The 15,007-nt window shown below is 45.8% G+C and carries 14 protein-coding genes; all 14 read right to left on the reverse strand.

What is annotated here, in order from left to right; genetic code table 11:
- A complete protein-coding gene (gene fliH, locus AB1K83_RS01205) occupies positions 1 to 780 on the reverse strand; it encodes a flagellar assembly protein FliH (protein WP_413056321.1) in 780 nt (259 codons plus the stop codon).
- Entirely contained in the window at positions 764 to 1,777 is a 1,014-nt protein-coding gene (gene fliG, locus AB1K83_RS01210) for a flagellar motor switch protein FliG (RefSeq protein ID WP_413056322.1), read from the reverse strand. The genes fliH and fliG overlap by 17 nt, the downstream gene beginning before the upstream one ends.
- A gap of 14 nt (positions 1,778 to 1,791) precedes the next feature.
- Positions 1,792 to 3,384 carry a flagellar basal-body MS-ring/collar protein FliF gene (gene fliF / locus AB1K83_RS01215; protein WP_413056323.1) on the reverse strand — a complete coding sequence of 531 codons (1,593 nt, stop codon included), beginning with the start codon at positions 3,382 to 3,384 and terminating at the stop codon, positions 1,792 to 1,794.
- A 44-nt stretch (positions 3,385 to 3,428) separates the two neighbouring features.
- Positions 3,429 to 3,737, reverse strand: coding sequence for a flagellar hook-basal body complex protein FliE (fliE, locus tag AB1K83_RS01220; RefSeq protein ID WP_413056324.1), 309 nt, complete (start codon positions 3,735 to 3,737; stop codon positions 3,429 to 3,431).
- A gap of 17 nt (positions 3,738 to 3,754) precedes the next feature.
- On the reverse strand, positions 3,755 to 4,216 hold the full coding sequence (gene flgC / locus AB1K83_RS01225) for a flagellar basal body rod protein FlgC (RefSeq protein WP_413056325.1): 462 nt from the start codon (positions 4,214 to 4,216) through the stop codon (positions 3,755 to 3,757).
- Between the two features lie 2 nt (positions 4,217 to 4,218).
- Positions 4,219 to 4,614 carry a flagellar basal body rod protein FlgB gene (gene flgB, locus AB1K83_RS01230; RefSeq protein ID WP_413056326.1) on the reverse strand — a complete coding sequence of 132 codons (396 nt, stop codon included), beginning with the start codon at positions 4,612 to 4,614 and terminating at the stop codon, positions 4,219 to 4,221.
- 341 nt (positions 4,615 to 4,955) lie between these two features.
- Complete coding sequence (codY, locus tag AB1K83_RS01235; RefSeq protein WP_413056327.1) at positions 4,956 to 5,732, reverse strand: GTP-sensing pleiotropic transcriptional regulator CodY; 777 nt, start codon at positions 5,730 to 5,732, stop codon at positions 4,956 to 4,958.
- Positions 5,733 to 5,814: 82 nt separating this feature from the next.
- Complete coding sequence (hslU, locus tag AB1K83_RS01240; protein ID WP_413056328.1) at positions 5,815 to 7,218, reverse strand: ATP-dependent protease ATPase subunit HslU; 1,404 nt, start codon at positions 7,216 to 7,218, stop codon at positions 5,815 to 5,817.
- Entirely contained in the window at positions 7,215 to 7,757 is a 543-nt protein-coding gene (hslV, locus tag AB1K83_RS01245) for an ATP-dependent protease subunit HslV (protein ID WP_413056329.1), read from the reverse strand. The genes hslU and hslV overlap by 4 nt, the downstream gene beginning before the upstream one ends.
- A gap of 12 nt (positions 7,758 to 7,769) precedes the next feature.
- Positions 7,770 to 8,669 (reverse strand): tyrosine recombinase XerC, encoded by a 900-nt coding sequence (gene xerC / locus AB1K83_RS01250; protein ID WP_413056330.1) that lies wholly within the window; start codon positions 8,667 to 8,669, stop codon positions 7,770 to 7,772.
- A gap of 400 nt (positions 8,670 to 9,069) precedes the next feature.
- Positions 9,070 to 10,377 carry an FADH(2)-oxidizing methylenetetrahydrofolate--tRNA-(uracil(54)-C(5))-methyltransferase TrmFO gene (gene trmFO, locus AB1K83_RS01255; RefSeq protein ID WP_413056331.1) on the reverse strand — a complete coding sequence of 436 codons (1,308 nt, stop codon included), beginning with the start codon at positions 10,375 to 10,377 and terminating at the stop codon, positions 9,070 to 9,072.
- 282 nt (positions 10,378 to 10,659) lie between these two features.
- A complete protein-coding gene (gene topA, locus AB1K83_RS01260; RefSeq protein ID WP_413056332.1) occupies positions 10,660 to 12,735 on the reverse strand; it encodes a type I DNA topoisomerase in 2,076 nt (691 codons plus the stop codon).
- Positions 12,736 to 13,077: 342 nt separating this feature from the next.
- Complete coding sequence (gene dprA / locus AB1K83_RS01265; protein WP_413056333.1) at positions 13,078 to 13,965, reverse strand: DNA-processing protein DprA; 888 nt, start codon at positions 13,963 to 13,965, stop codon at positions 13,078 to 13,080.
- Between the two features lie 130 nt (positions 13,966 to 14,095).
- Positions 14,096 to 14,998 carry a succinate--CoA ligase subunit alpha gene (sucD, locus tag AB1K83_RS01270; RefSeq protein ID WP_413056334.1) on the reverse strand — a complete coding sequence of 301 codons (903 nt, stop codon included), beginning with the start codon at positions 14,996 to 14,998 and terminating at the stop codon, positions 14,096 to 14,098.
- Positions 14,999 to 15,007: the final 9 nt, after the last annotated feature.

The following is a 15,007-nucleotide window of genomic DNA, read 5'->3' on the forward strand; positions in this document are numbered from 1 at the left end:
TCAATCACCACTTTCCATGATTTCGACGAGCTTCTCCCTTAATTCATTCAACTGTTCATCAATACTCACGACGATCCGCCCTCTATTCGTCTCGATGATGCACTCCGTCGCGTCGAAGTCATCGTTCGCGAATATAAGGAACGGCACGTCAGGTGGGAAGATCGAAGCGAGTTCCGTCCGGTGGTCCGAAACGAGCTCAAAATAGTCAAGAGAAACATACAGTTTTACTTCTTTCATTTCTCTTGCCTCTTTTAACGCCCTTTTTACAATATCCAGATAAGTCTCATCATCTTTATCGATCAATTGCCCGATGATCCGTTCTGCGGAGCGGATGGCCAGTTCGAGAATGACCCGTTCTTGGCTATTAAGATATTTATTGGCATTTTTATAGGATAATTCGGTTGTCTCATTGGCCATTTGGACGGAGGCGGCCATATCCGCCAACGCTTTATCCCGACCTTCCATGAATCCGGCTTGAAACCCTTCATCATAGGCTTGTTGCTGCAACACTTGCTTTTCCTCTTCCCAGGCGACTCTCGAGGCAGCAATGTCATCTGCAGCGGTTTGCCGCATTCTATCAATGGCCGCTTTTTCTTGGGCTATGGAGAGATTCGCATGATGCAGCAACCGGTCGCGTTCTGCCAGGACAGCATCGAGTGATAGCGTCGCCTCACTGTCCATCTCCTGCGGGACTTCGAAACTCCGGATCCCAATTTTCTTTTTCTTGCCTTCTTCCGATACCGTATGATGGGAGCGATACACTTTAGACAATGATGTCATCTCCTCCACCACGTGCAATGATGATCTCACCCGAATCTTCCAGCCTTCTAATTACGCCGACGATGCGAGATTGTGCCTCTTCCACGTCTCGTAGCCGGACAGGTCCCATGATTTCCATTTCCTCCTGGAACGATTCCGCCATCCGGGACGACATATTCCTGAAGAGGACTTCCTTCACTTCCTCGCTCGAAACTTTCAGTGAGAGAATCAAATCCTCATTTTCACAATCACGGACAATACGCTGAATCGAGCGATTGTCAAGTGTCACGATATCTTCAAAGACGAACATACGCTTACGAATTTCCTCGGCCAATTCAGGATCTTGAATTTCAAGCGCATCGAGGATCGTCTTCTCTGTCGTTCGATCGACTCCGTTCAATACTTGGACGACCGCATCGACGCCGCCAGTCTCCGTGAAATCCTGTGTTACGGTCGAGGAAAGTTTCCTTTCCAGCACCGCTTCGATTTCACTGATCACTTCAGGCGATGTTGAATCCATCGTCGCAATCCGCTTTGCAATATCAGCTTGGACTTCCTGCGGTAAGGAAGATAGGATCATTCCGGCCTGCTCCGCTTCCAAATAAGATAGAATGAGCGCTATCGTCTGCGGATGCTCGTTCTGAATAAAGTTCAAAATTTGCCCAGGGTCCGCCCTGCGTGCAAAATCGAATGGCCGGACTTGCAAGGAAGAAGTGAGTCGATTGATGATTGCTTGTGCATGGTCTTTCCCGAGCGCCTTTTCCAATACGGTTTTGGCATAGCCGATCCCGCCTTGGGAAATATAATCCTGTGCCAATGCGATATTATGGAATTCTTCAATAATTTCTTCCTTCACGGAAGATTCCACTTTTTTAACACTTGAAATTTCCAGCGTCAACCGTTCAATTTCATCTTCATTCAAATGCTTATAGACCGCCGCCGAAACTTCCGGACCGAGGGAAATGAGCAGGAGTGCCGCTTTTTGCTTCCCTGTCATCCCTTTTTCTTTCTTAACCACTCTTCATCCCTCCGTCATTCCTCGGCTATCCATGTGCGTAATAGTTTAGCGAACTCTTCCGGCTTCTCTTTCGCCATCTTTTCGAGCTGTTTCCTGCGAAGAGTGCCTTCTGTTTCCACTTCAGTATTAATATCATCCACTTCAATTGAAGCTTGCTGTTCCTCGATAACGAGTTCTTCTTCGAGCTCCCTTTCTCTCCGGCGCTTCCTGAAGTAAGCAAATACAAGAATACCGATTACAAGTAGAAGAGCTCCACCGATTGCGTATACCCACCATGGAATATTGGTTGGAGGTTCGCTGAAGTCGGCCGGTTTACCGTTGAACTGTTGAACAGAGACAACGATTTTTTCATTCAATTCCTCTTCCGTCAAATCACCGGCAGCGGCTTTGTCGAGCGATGTCCGCACAACCGTAGACAGTATGCGCTCAATATCCGCTTGTAGTCCGGGCGGCATGGATGCCGGATCATCCGGCGTCGGCGGTTCGACCATCACTTGTATGCCGAGGTCCCGAATTTTATAAGGACTCTCCACAATTTCCTTGCGAATCCGATTCACTTCATTATTAACAGTCTCTTCAATGCGCTCATAATCCCCATTCCCGAAAGTGCCTTCTACGAAGCCTGTCCGGTTATCTGTCGGGTCTTCCGCCTCAGGTGTACCCCCAGCTCCAGCCCCAGTTCCGGAAAACGATTCGGTAATCCGTTGGACGCTTAGCGCAATTCCCTCCATATTCTCTTCATCCACAGGTGTTACTAAGTTCTCTTCCCTATTTTCCAAATGAAAATCAATATCTGTCGTAACAGAAACGACTACTTTATCTTGTCCCATCATTGTACCAAGCATCATTTGCACTTGACGCTGTAAATCGCGTTCAATCGTCTTCTTGATTGCCATCTGATCGGTTAAACTTGTGCCATAAGGATTCGTGTCATCCCTCAAGTCGTAGTACTCGGAATATTGGTTCATGATAACAATGTCATCCGTGGACAAATTTGGCAGACTTTTGGATACGAGGGTGTATAATGCCCTGATCTGCGGCTCAGTGAATTGATGGCCAGGATCTGTCTTTAATACGATAGAAGCACTTGCCTGTTGGACGCTATCATTCAGAAACACACTTTCGTTCGGCAAAGTGATCATCACTTTGGCATCTTTGACACCTTCTATCCCTTTGATCAAACTGGCCAACTCGTTTTGCATAGTGGAAAGTTTGGCCATATTGAACTCATTGTCCGTCATTCCGAAGCCTGCGTTTTCAGTGAAAAAGGAATAGTTCGGTGTTCCGGAACTCGGGATTCCCTCCACCGCCAAAGTCACTAGCAGCTCATCGACACGTTCCTTAGGCACCAAAATGGATGTTCCACCCGGGGCCACTCTGTTTGGTACACCTTGGCTGTCAAGGGCTTCTTTAATACGCCCTATTTCTGCCCGCGGCACATCCGAGTAAAGTGGTGCATATTCGGTTCTGGATAAGAAAAACGTCAACAACGCCGCAAGTAGGATGACTGCTGAAGCAGAACTGATATATGTGATTTTTTGATTTTTTGTACGGCTTGACCAGAACTCACGTATATCTGCTCTGATTTTCGCTAATCTCTCATTCATTCTAATCCCCCGGTCACTTTACGTATTCAGAACAGAGCATCCGATCAGACAGGCATACGGATGATTTCCTGATACGCTTCTACTACTTTGTTGCGTACTTCCATTGTTGCATTCAGCGCAATGGATGCTTTCTGCGCCGCAATCATGACATCGTGAAGCTCAACATCGCCACCTAGCACCAGCTTTTGCGTCATTTTATCCGACTCAATCTGCTTCTTGTTTACATCATTCATCGCGGCTTTTAAGAAATTTCCAAAACTTTGCTGCGCTTCGTATGGAGTTGGTTGGACTCCGCTTTCAATCGTCATTTGTCCAGTTGCAGGACGGATGATTGATAAAGGCTGAATAGCCATCTTTTCATCTCCCTATATCATTTTCCGATTTCGAGTGCTTTCATGAGCATCGCTTTGTTTGCATTCAATACCGTCACATTCGCTTCAAAGGAACGAGTCGCGGAAAGAAGGTCAATTGTCTCTCTTAATGGATCTACATTTGGCATGGAGACATATCCTTCCTCATTAGCATCCGGATGTGTCGGATCGAAGACCAGTTTGAAAGGAGTTTCAGTATCTTCTTTGATTCGGGATACTGTCACGCCATATCCGGCAGAGCCTTTTACAGGTCTCCCCATCGCTGCTTGCAGCATCGTGGCAAACTGGCCTTCCCGTGGTTGGAATGTGACCGTTTTCCGACGGTAGGGCTGCCACTCGCCATCGACCATGCGGCCGCGAGTTGTGTCGATATTTGCCATATTGGAAGAAATGACATCCATCCGCATCCTTTGTGCCGTCAAGGCGGAAGCCGACGTATTTAGACTATGGAAGATTGACATCGTCAACGTCCTCCTCCTTTAATTACATTTTGTAAAGTATTAAATTTACCATTCAATCTGTCGATAAGAGCATTATAGTAAATTTGGTTCGCAGCAAGATCTGCTTGTTCCTTGTCCATATCGACACCGTTCCCATCCTGGCGATAGCGTAAATTGGAATAGCTGAACACACCAGGATGCGCCGATCGCTGCCGGAACGGGATGTGGCGTTCATCTGTACGATGGGCTTGCAGCGAAGTGTTCTTCACGTCTGCCAACACATCCTTGAAGCTGACATTTTTCGCTTTATAATTTGGTGTATCGACATTGGCAATATTTTGTGAGATGACTTTTGCTTTTGTAGCCGAAAAATCCAAACCTCGTTCCAAATTGGAAATGGTTGACCCAAAGATGTTCAAAATATCCCCTTCTTCCCCATAACATTTTCCTATTTTATTTATTATACATCTATTAATCTTTCATAATTAAACATATACCCCTATTGTAGCGGATTTCGTCAAACTTTGTCTATTCAATATGGCATGAATTACATGGTACAAAATAGCCTTTTTAACGAATGGGAAAAACTTCTGCACCTTATCCTGGGTCGTTCGCCTTAGACACAACCTTTGTGGATATAGTTTCCATATGAGTTGCTTACTTGCTTCAAAATAAAAAACTTCTTCCCAATTAGGAAGAAGTAATTATTTTCGATTAAGCTCGTAGTTATATCGACAGGCTCACCCTGACGAAAGCTTAATTAGGATTTTTGTTTTTCTAATTCTTCAAGGAATTTACTGTTCAAGACTTTGATGTACGTCCCTTTCATACCTAGTGATCGGGATTCGATGACGCCGGCACTTTCCAGTTTACGTAAAGCATTGACGATGACCGATCTTGTAATTCCAACACGATCCGCAATTTTCGACGCAACAAGCAATCCTTCATTGCCGTCCAGCTCATTGAAAATGTGCTCGATCGCTTCGTGCTCACTATAGGACAGAGAGTTGATCGCCATTTGCACGACCGCTTTGCTCCTAGCTTCGATTTCAATCTGCTCTGTTTTCTCACGGAGAATTTCCATACCGACAACCGTCGCTCCATATTCCGCCAGGATTAGATCGTCTTCTGTAAACCGCTCTTTTAATCTTGCCAAGATCAACGTGCCAAGGCGCTCTCCTCCCCCGATGATCGGAACAATTGTAGTGAGGCCTTCTTTAAATAAATCCCTATTTTCATTCGGGAATACGGAATGCTCGCTATAGACGTCAAGGTTCGGAGAAGTTTCCCGTACTTCAAATAGGTTGTTTGTATACTCTTCAGGAAATTGACGTTCTTCAAACATTTTTTTCATTCGTTCATTTTCAATTTGCTGATGAATTTTAAGGCCCAATAATTTACCTCTGCGGCTCACGATGAACGCATTACATTCGATTACTTTACTTAACTCATCCGCCATTTCCTTGAAATTCACCGGATTTCCAGCAGATTCTTGAAGCATTGCATTGATTTCACGTGTTTTAGCTAATAATGTCATTTTATATTTTCCTCCTCAGCATGGTACTGTTTATAGAATATTCTAAAGGTTTTTAATCATTAAATAAACCAAAACGCCTTTTTTATAATATAAATTGTGACAAATCTTTATTTTTTACGATGTTTTCCAACTTTTCATCGACATAACCTGGTGTGATTTTTATGGTGGCGGGACCTATGTCAGCTGCTTCATACGACAATTCTTCGAGTAGTTTCTCCAAGATAGTATGTAGTCGTCTCGCCCCAATATTCTCTGTATTATCATTTACTTCGAAAGCGATCTCCGCAATTCGGTCAATCGCTTCGTTCGTGAATTCTAACAAGACATTTTCCGTTTCCAATAATTTTTCATATTGGCGGATCAAAGAGAAGTCAGGTTCTTTTAAAATTCGTGTAAAATCTTCTTGTGAAAGCTTTTCCAACTCAACTCGGATCGGGAATCTTCCTTGCAATTCCGGAATGATGTCCGACGGCTTGGCAATATGGAATGCCCCTGCTGCAATGAAAAGAATGAAATCAGTTTTCACGGTGCCGTATTTTGTCGAAACTGACGACCCTTCCACAATTGGGAGAATATCCCTTTGCACACCTTCCCTCGAAACATCAGCGGATGAACCCGCTCCGTCCCGGCTGGCAATCTTATCGATTTCGTCGATGAATATGATTCCGGACTGTTCGGTCAGCTCGATAGCTTGCCGTGCAATCTCATCTTGATCAATCAATTTGTCGGCTTCTTCCGCTTCAAGCACCTTCCGCGCATCTTTCACTTTCATCCTGCGATTAGCCGTTTTTTTGGGCATCAAGGATGATAGGGCATCCTGCATATTAGCACCCATTTGTTCCATGCCGGATCCTTGCAAGGCATCATATAACGACGGTTGCTGAGCCGTTACTTCCACTGTGATCATTTCGTCTTCCAGTCGTCCAGCTAGCAGGCTTGCCTTGATTTCGGAACGTTTCCGGCTAACCTCAGCCAATTCCGCCTGATCTGGCTCGTCCTGTACATTCTTTTGACCTCCGAACAGCATTTCAAATGGGTTCTGTATGCCTTCGCTTCTTTTCCTTCCAGGTACAAGAAGTTCAACAAGACGCTCTTCAGCCAATTTAGCGGCTTGTTCCTTCACCGCTTCCCGTTTTTCGGCGCGGACAATACGGACTGCCGCTTCCGTCAGATCACGCACCATTGATTCTACATCGCGTCCAACATATCCCACTTCCGTAAACTTGGTGGCTTCCACTTTGACAAATGGTGCATTGACCAGCTTGGCAATTCTTCTTGCAATTTCAGTCTTCCCAACTCCAGTTGGTCCTATCATCAAGATATTTTTCGGAATGATTTCACTTTTTTCTTCATCCGTCAGGAGGCTTCGTCTATATCGGTTACGGATCGCTACCGCAACCGCCCGCTTCGCTTGTTCTTGCCCCACAATATAGCGATCGAGATAAGCGGTTAATTGTTTTGGGGTGAGTTCCTGTCTGCCACTCATTCAAGCACCTCCACGATGATCTGATCATTGGTATAGACACATATTTCCGAGGCCGTCACCAATGCCGCTCGTGCTATTTCAACAGCCGTCATATTCTCGCCGCTATACTTTTTCAATGCCCTACCGGCAGCCAAAGCATAGTTCCCGCCCGAACCGATCGCAAGGATTCCGTCGTCAGGCTCGATCACTTCGCCCGTTCCGGAAACGAGCAATAACCGATCTTTATCCATCACGATCAACATCGCTTCCAACTTCCTGAGAATCCGGTCTCCTCGCCATTCTTTCGCAAGTTCGACAGCAGCCCTTTGGAGATTGCCGTTAAACTCTGTCAATTTCCCTTCGAACAATTCGAATAACGTAAAGGCATCGGCCACCGAACCAGCAAAACCGGCAAGCACTTTTCCACCAAATAATCGGCGGACTTTTTTAGCGGTATGCTTCATGACGACCGCATTACCAACCGTCACTTGCCCATCCCCGGACATCGCGCAGGAACCATTATGATGGACAGCAAATATCGTGGTTGCATGAAATTCCATTCATTCATCCTCCTAAGCACGCGGATGCGTATTCATATATGTTTTCCTCAAATGCTCTTTAGTAACATGGGTATATACCTGTGTGGAAGAGAGATGGCTATGGCCTAACAGTTCTTGAACCGTCCGCATATCCGCTCCATTGGAAAGGAGATGCGTGGCAAACGTGTGGCGGATCATATGCGGATAGATTTTGGAATGAAGGGACGCACGCTCCATGAGCATTTTCAAGATATGTCGCACCCCGCCATCCGTCAAGGGATCGCCCCGCAAATTGACAAATAAGACATCATGCTTTTTTTGCTTTACCAACACGGGTCTACCCTCTTCCAAGTACACACTCAATGCCGATTGTGCAAATTCACCGTATGGAACATAGCGCTCCTTGCGGCCCTTTCCCATAACTTTGACGATGCCAAGTTGGTCGTCAAGGTCTTTCAAGCGGATTCCTGTTAGTTCACTTACCCTTATTCCCGTTGCATATAACAACTCAAGCAGCGCCCGATCCCGTAAGGATTTTTTGTCTTGCCCATCACAGGCTTTGAACAGTAACTCCAATTCCTCTTCATAAAAAAAAGCCGGAAGCCGTTCTTCCTTCTTTGGATGGTGCAATGACCGGAAAGCGATATCGGATATCCCGTACCGGGCATGAGCAAATTTAAAAAAAGAGCGGACAGAAGAAATTTTCCTGGAAATAGTGGACCTGGAGAACTCTTTGTCATAAAGCCGGGTAACGTACAGTCTTGCTACCTGGTACGTGACGTCGGACAAACTTGAAAGTCCTTCAACTTTCAAAAATTCAAGAAATTCATTGATGTCTTTTTCATATTCTGAAACGGTGTATGAAGAATAATTCTTTTCCAAGCGTACAAATGAGACATATTCATCTCGGATTCGTGAAGGTTGTAAAGTCATCCCCGTTGCCCCCATAATCAATGATGCCTCGCCGAATCAAGTGTAAAGCCTTAGAAATTATAACAGATTGACTTTCGCTTTGGAAGTGATTTGATTAAACAATTCTCAATAACTTGAAAATGAAGACTAATCTAGAAATTCGAAAGTCATCCACGAATCACTATACAATAGTTGACGGACTCCAGGCAACTCTCTAACCCTAAGATGTCTGACCTCCGGCAACGTTGTCGTTTTTTAGACACAATTCAAATAATAGAACTTGGTCAAATTAGTACAAATTGTTATTTTACCCTTTTTCCAACGACAGTATTGACAATCAATAAATTTTATCAAACTTAAATATAGTCTTTACACACAAAAAAGAAGCCCTTTGGTCAAAGACCCGGACTTCTATTTTTCACTACATGAAGGTCGGTTGAAATTCAGCTAGTGCTGTCAATGCCCGATCTGCATGTTTTTCCGCTCGTTCCACTTTCGATTTAATTCGTTCGCCAAGATCAGGGAAGAGTCCGAAGTTGACGTTCATCGGTTGGAAATTCTTTGGGTCGGCTTCCGTAATGTATCGAGCCAAACTTCCCAATGCAGTTTCTGCCGGAAAAACAATAGGTTCCTCTTCCAAGGCTAGCCGAGCAGCATTGATACCCGCAATCAAGCCGGATCCTGCAGATTCCACATAACCTTCCACCCCCGTCATTTGACCCGCGAAGAACAATTGACCATTGGACTTCAACTGGTAGGTCGCATCCAAAACGCGAGGTGAGTTGATGAATGTATTGCGGTGCATGACGCCGTAACGAACAATTTCAACGTTCTCCAATCCCGGGATAAGGCTGATTACCTCTTTTTGATCTCCCCATTTCATATGGGTCTGGAAACCGACGATGTTGTACAACGTGCCGGCTGCGTCATCCTGGCGGAGCTGTACAACCGCTTTCGGACGTTTCCCCGTTTCAGGATGTTCGAGACCGACCGGCTTCAATGCTCCAAACAGCAAGGTTTTCTCTCCGCGTGATGCCAGTACTTCGATCGGCATGCAGCCTTCAAAGTAAATTTCCTTTTCGAATTCTTTCAACGGAACGACTTCCGCAGAAACAAGGGCGTTATAGAAACGCTCGAATTCTTCCTCATCCATCGGACAGTTCAAATAGGCTGCCTCACCTTTATCGTAACGGGACTTCAGATAGACTTTCGACATATCAATCGAATCTTTTTCAATAATCGGCGCTGCCGCGTCATAGAAGTATAAATATTCTTCTCCGGTTAGGCTACGAATCTGTTCTGCTAACGCAGGAGATGTCAATGGGCCGGAGGCGATAATCGTTATCCCTTCTGGAATAGTCGTCACTTCCTCATGGATCACTTCAATCATCGGATGGTTCCGGATCGATTCCGTCACATTCCCGGCAAATTCATGGCGATCCACCGCCAAAGCTCCTCCCGCCGGCACAGCACACGTATCAGCCGCTTTGATAATGAGCGAGTCGAGTCTTCGCATCTCTTCTTTTATGACACCGACTGCATTGGTTAAATTGTTAGCCCGTAAGGAGTTGCTGCAGACGAGTTCTGCGAATTTGTCTGTGTGATGGGCAGGCGTCTGTTTTACCGGCCTCATTTCATATAAGCGGACCTTCACCCCGCGTTTGGCGATTTGCCACGCTGCCTCGCTTCCTGCAAGCCCAGCGCCTATGACATTTACGATGGGTGTCATCCCGTCACCTTCTTTACCTAAATTAATTTATAATCGACCTGCGAAGGGGTCGATTTGCCGTATTTCTGTGCACTTTACAGAAATTAAGGCACCGTTTTCGAACAGCAAATCGGACTGCGCAGGGTCCGATTTGCCGTATTTCCGCGCTTTTGCGGAAATTAAGGCACAGTTTCAAACTTCGAAGGGGTTGATTTGCCGTATTTCTGCGAACTTTGCAGAAATTAAGGCACTTCCATTGTTTCTTCATGCGTTGTCAGGACCAGACAACGCCCTCCACTTTCTTTATTCCTGTGCATCTTCTTTATAATCGCATGCCGTACATTGGATTTGCACACCTTTTTTCAGTCGTTTTTCAACGAGTGTGCTTTCACATTTAGGGCAAGGGCGGGCTATCGGCTTATCCCATGACACATACTCACATTCCGGATACCGGTCGCATCCATAGAATACCCGCTTCGTTTTCCCTTTCCGCTCTACCACCTGGCCATCTTTACAGGATGGGCAGGTCACGCCGATCGGTTTCATGATCGTCTTCGTATTGCGGCAATCAGGGAAATTCGAGCAAGCCATAAACTTCCCGTATCGGCCCAACTTGTACACCATCGGCGAACTGCATTTTTCACAATCTTCGCCGGCAGGCTCATCTTTGATTTCGATTTTTTCCATCTCAGCATCTGCGACTTGCACATGCTTCTCGAAATCCCGATAAAAATCATCGATAACCTGCACCCACTTCACATTGCCTTCCTCGACATTATCGAGCCCTTTTTCCATTTGTGCCGTAAACTCTATATTAATTATATCATGAAAATACTCATTCACCGCTTGATGGACAATTTCCCCCAATTCAGTCGGGACAAATCGCTTTGCATCCAATGTGACATAGCCACGTTTTTGGATGGTATCCAACGTCGGAGCATAGGTGGAAGGACGGCCAATCCCGAGCTCTTCCAACGTTTTGACGAGACGCGCCTCGGAATATCGCGGTGGCGGCTGGGTGAAGTGCTGTTTCGGATCAATCTTACTGAATTTGATATGTTCCCCTTCTACTAGCGGCGGAAGAATCCTATCCTTTTCTTCCACTTGATCGTCTTCGCCTTCCACGTATACCTTCATAAACCCATGGAACTTCACCTGAGAGCCGTTCGCCCTGAAACGTACATCGCCATTCACCAGGTCCACAGATACCGTATCCAAGACCGCCGGCGCCATCTGACTCGCCACAAAACGTTCCCAAATCAGTTTGTAAAGCCGCAACTGATCCCGGGACAACACAGCCTTCAACTCATTCGGCGTCCGCAATGTGGAAGTCGGCCGCACTGCCTCGTGGGCGTCTTGCGCATTCCCTGGCCCTTTTTTTGCAGGAGTCGAACGGGAAACATAATCGCTCCCATACGTTTCTTGGATAAATGCCTTCACTTCGTCTTTCGCAGTATCGGAAATCCGTGTCGAGTCGGTACGCATATAGGTGATGAGTCCGACGCTTCCTTCTTTGCCAAGATTGATCCCTTCGTACAGCTGTTGTGCAAGCATCATCGTCTTTTTAGCACGGAAATTCAATTTCCTTGCGGCTTCCTGTTGCAAAGACGATGTAGTGAACGGCAAGGCAGGATTCCGTTTCCGTTCTTTCTTCACGACGTTTGCAATAGTGAAGGAGTCCCCTTTAAGGCTATCCAAAATCGAATCCACTTGTTCCTTATTCGTCAGCTTCACTTTTTTCTTGGCATCCCCATAGAATGCCGCTTCAAATTCTTTCTTGTCCTTATCGAAGAGTCCGGTGATACTCCAGTACTCTTCGGGGATGAAGTTCTTAATTTCATTTTCCCGATCGATGATCAATCGGAGGGCTACAGATTGAACCCTTCCCGCTGAAAGCCCCTTTTTTACTTTCTTCCATAAAATCGGGCTAATATTATACCCGACGAGCCGATCCAAAATCCGGCGCGCTTGCTGAGCATCCACCAAATCCATATCAATCGGCCGTGGATTTTTAAAAGATTCCTTTATTGCATCTTTCGTAATTTCATTGAACACGACTCTGCAATCCGAATTTGTATCTACACCGAGTTGGTGTGCTAAGTGCCACGCAATGGCTTCCCCTTCTCTGTCGGGGTCGGCCGCCAGAAAAATCTTTTTCGCTTTTTTCGCATCTTTTTTTAATTCCTGCAATATGGGGCCCTTGCCACGGATCGTAATATATTTTGGTTCATAGTTATTTTCCGTATCGACCCCCATCTGACTGCGCGGAAGATCTCGCAAGTGTCCAAGTGATGCTCGCACTTTATATTTTTTCCCGAGATAACGCTCAATCGTTTTCGCCTTAGCGGGTGATTCTACAATCACTAAGTAGTCTGCCATTAATCTGCCTCCTTATAGAGGTTCTCTATATTTAGTCGGTACGTGATTTAGAAGGTTTTTGCAAGTCCGGGATCGGTGGAAGCGAGTTTCCCAGATCGTCCCGTTTTATGCTCCTCCTTTTGATATATGACTCAAAAGAATATCTGTTGCAAAATGTATACTAGATTGTTCAGAAATGCAAGGTTTTAAATTAACTCAGTAAATCATATCGGGAATTTGCTGAGTTAATTTTAAGCCTCCGGCGGATGTCACGGATTTTTTAGGGGAGGCTTTTCGAGCTCGCTCGAAAAAAATCCGGACGCAATTCCGCCGAGGCGTAATTGATATAAGGAGGCGTTGTGATTACCGGTCAGAAACGAGTGATCCGACGACTTGAAAACCGTTCCAAAGGGGTTGCGCACCTTCGTGTAATAACCTATTCGGTCCTAGGGATAATGCGGATGTTATCGGCCCGGGCACGGCAAAAATATCTTTACCATGATCAAGGGCGTGTATGACGGTACTCATCGTACCACTTTTTTCTGTCGATTCTGTGACGATGATGGCATCGGACAATCCGCTGATGATCCGGTTCCTCATAGGAAATGTCCATTTGGCCGGTCTGACATAGGGTGGATATTCGGTTATCAGTAGTTGTTCCTTTTCCATCCTCTTCGCCAAATGCTCATTTTCTTTAGGGTAAAGATGGAACAAGCCGTGCCCTAAGACAGCAATAGTATGGCCTCCATAAGCTAACGCCGCTTCATGTGCCATGGCATCCGCACCCTTGGCCAAGCCGGAAACGATGACCATTTCATGTTCCACAAGCGGAGGCACGATAGTTGAAAGCGCTTCCAGTGAATAGTTTGTCGCTTTCCTCGAGCCGATAATCGCTATCTTAGGTGATTTTCTTAAAATTGTCCAATCGCCTTTCGTGTAAAGGACGGCAGGCGGGTCAATCAAGTTCTGTAATGAATCAGGGTAAGATGGGTGAGTGAACGGTATGGGGGTGATATTTTCCCGTTCGTAGAGCTTATCAAAGGGGATGGTCTTGTGTTGCCGCAGCTTGTCTTTCAACCGTTCCGCTTTCTGAAAAGGCATGTCCAGTAAATCGGCCAACTGACCCGACCGGTACGCATGCAATTTTTCGAGAGTGGGATCGGTCTCGAAAAGTCTTTTCAACCTGTTCCAAGGCACGGGATAGACGTAATGAAGCGCTAGCAGACGTCTTTCCTGCTCAGTCAAGTCCATGGAACTCCTCCTTTTCCGCTATACATTTTCACCTGTCGGGGATCGTGTTATCCTATCAATCTACCACAGGCTCACCATTTGCTCTGCAAGCAAAAAGATGCAGCGCATGGAAATACGCTGCATCTACATCTTAATGTGTTTTACACTTTTCGTACAGACCTTTTTCTTTAATCACTTTAATTAACGTCTCACCGATAACCGATGGAGTGTCTGCCGTTTCTACCCCGGCAGCGTTAAGTGCTTTGATTTTTTCAGCAGCTGTCCCTTTTCCGCCTGAAATAATTGCACCCGCATGGCCCATACGTTTTCCTTCTGGAGCCGTTTGTCCGCCGATGAAGCCAACAACTGGTTTCTTCATGTTCGCAGCAATCCACTCAGCAGCTTCTTCTTCTGCTGTACCACCGATTTCACCAATCATGACGACTGCATATGTTTCAGGATCTTCATTGAATTCCTTAAGAACATCGATGAAGTTCGTTCCATTTACTGGGTCTCCGCCGATACCGACAGCTGTCGTTTGACCGATACCAGCTTGTGAAAGCTGGTGAACAGCTTCATACGTCAAAGTTCCAGAACGTGATACAACGCCTACGTGGCCTTTTGTATGGATATACCCTGGCATGATGCCGATTTTACATTCGTCTGCTGTGATGACTCCTGGGCAGTTCGGACCGACAAGACGTGTTTTCTTGCCTTCCATGTAACGCTTTACTTTGACCATGTCAAGAACTGGGATATGTTCTGTAATACAGATTGCCATGTCAAGTTCAGCGTCAACCGCTTCCATGATGGCGTCTGCTGCAAATGGAGCCGGTACATAAATGACCGAAACGTTTGCGCCTGTTGCTTTTACCGCTTCTTCAACCGTGTTGAATACAGGTACGCCTGCTGCTTCTGTTCCACCTTTACCAGGTGTTACACCGCCGACGATTTTTGTTCCGTACTCAAGCATTTGTTCCGTATGGAAAAGTGCTGTAGAACCTGTGATTCCTTGTACGATAACTTTTGTATCTTTGTTAATATAAATACTCATCGTTTGTCC

It is taken from the genome of Sporosarcina sp. 179-K 3D1 HS (assembly GCF_047228905.1).
Classification (GTDB): Bacteria; Bacillota; Bacilli; order Bacillales_A; family Planococcaceae; genus Sporosarcina.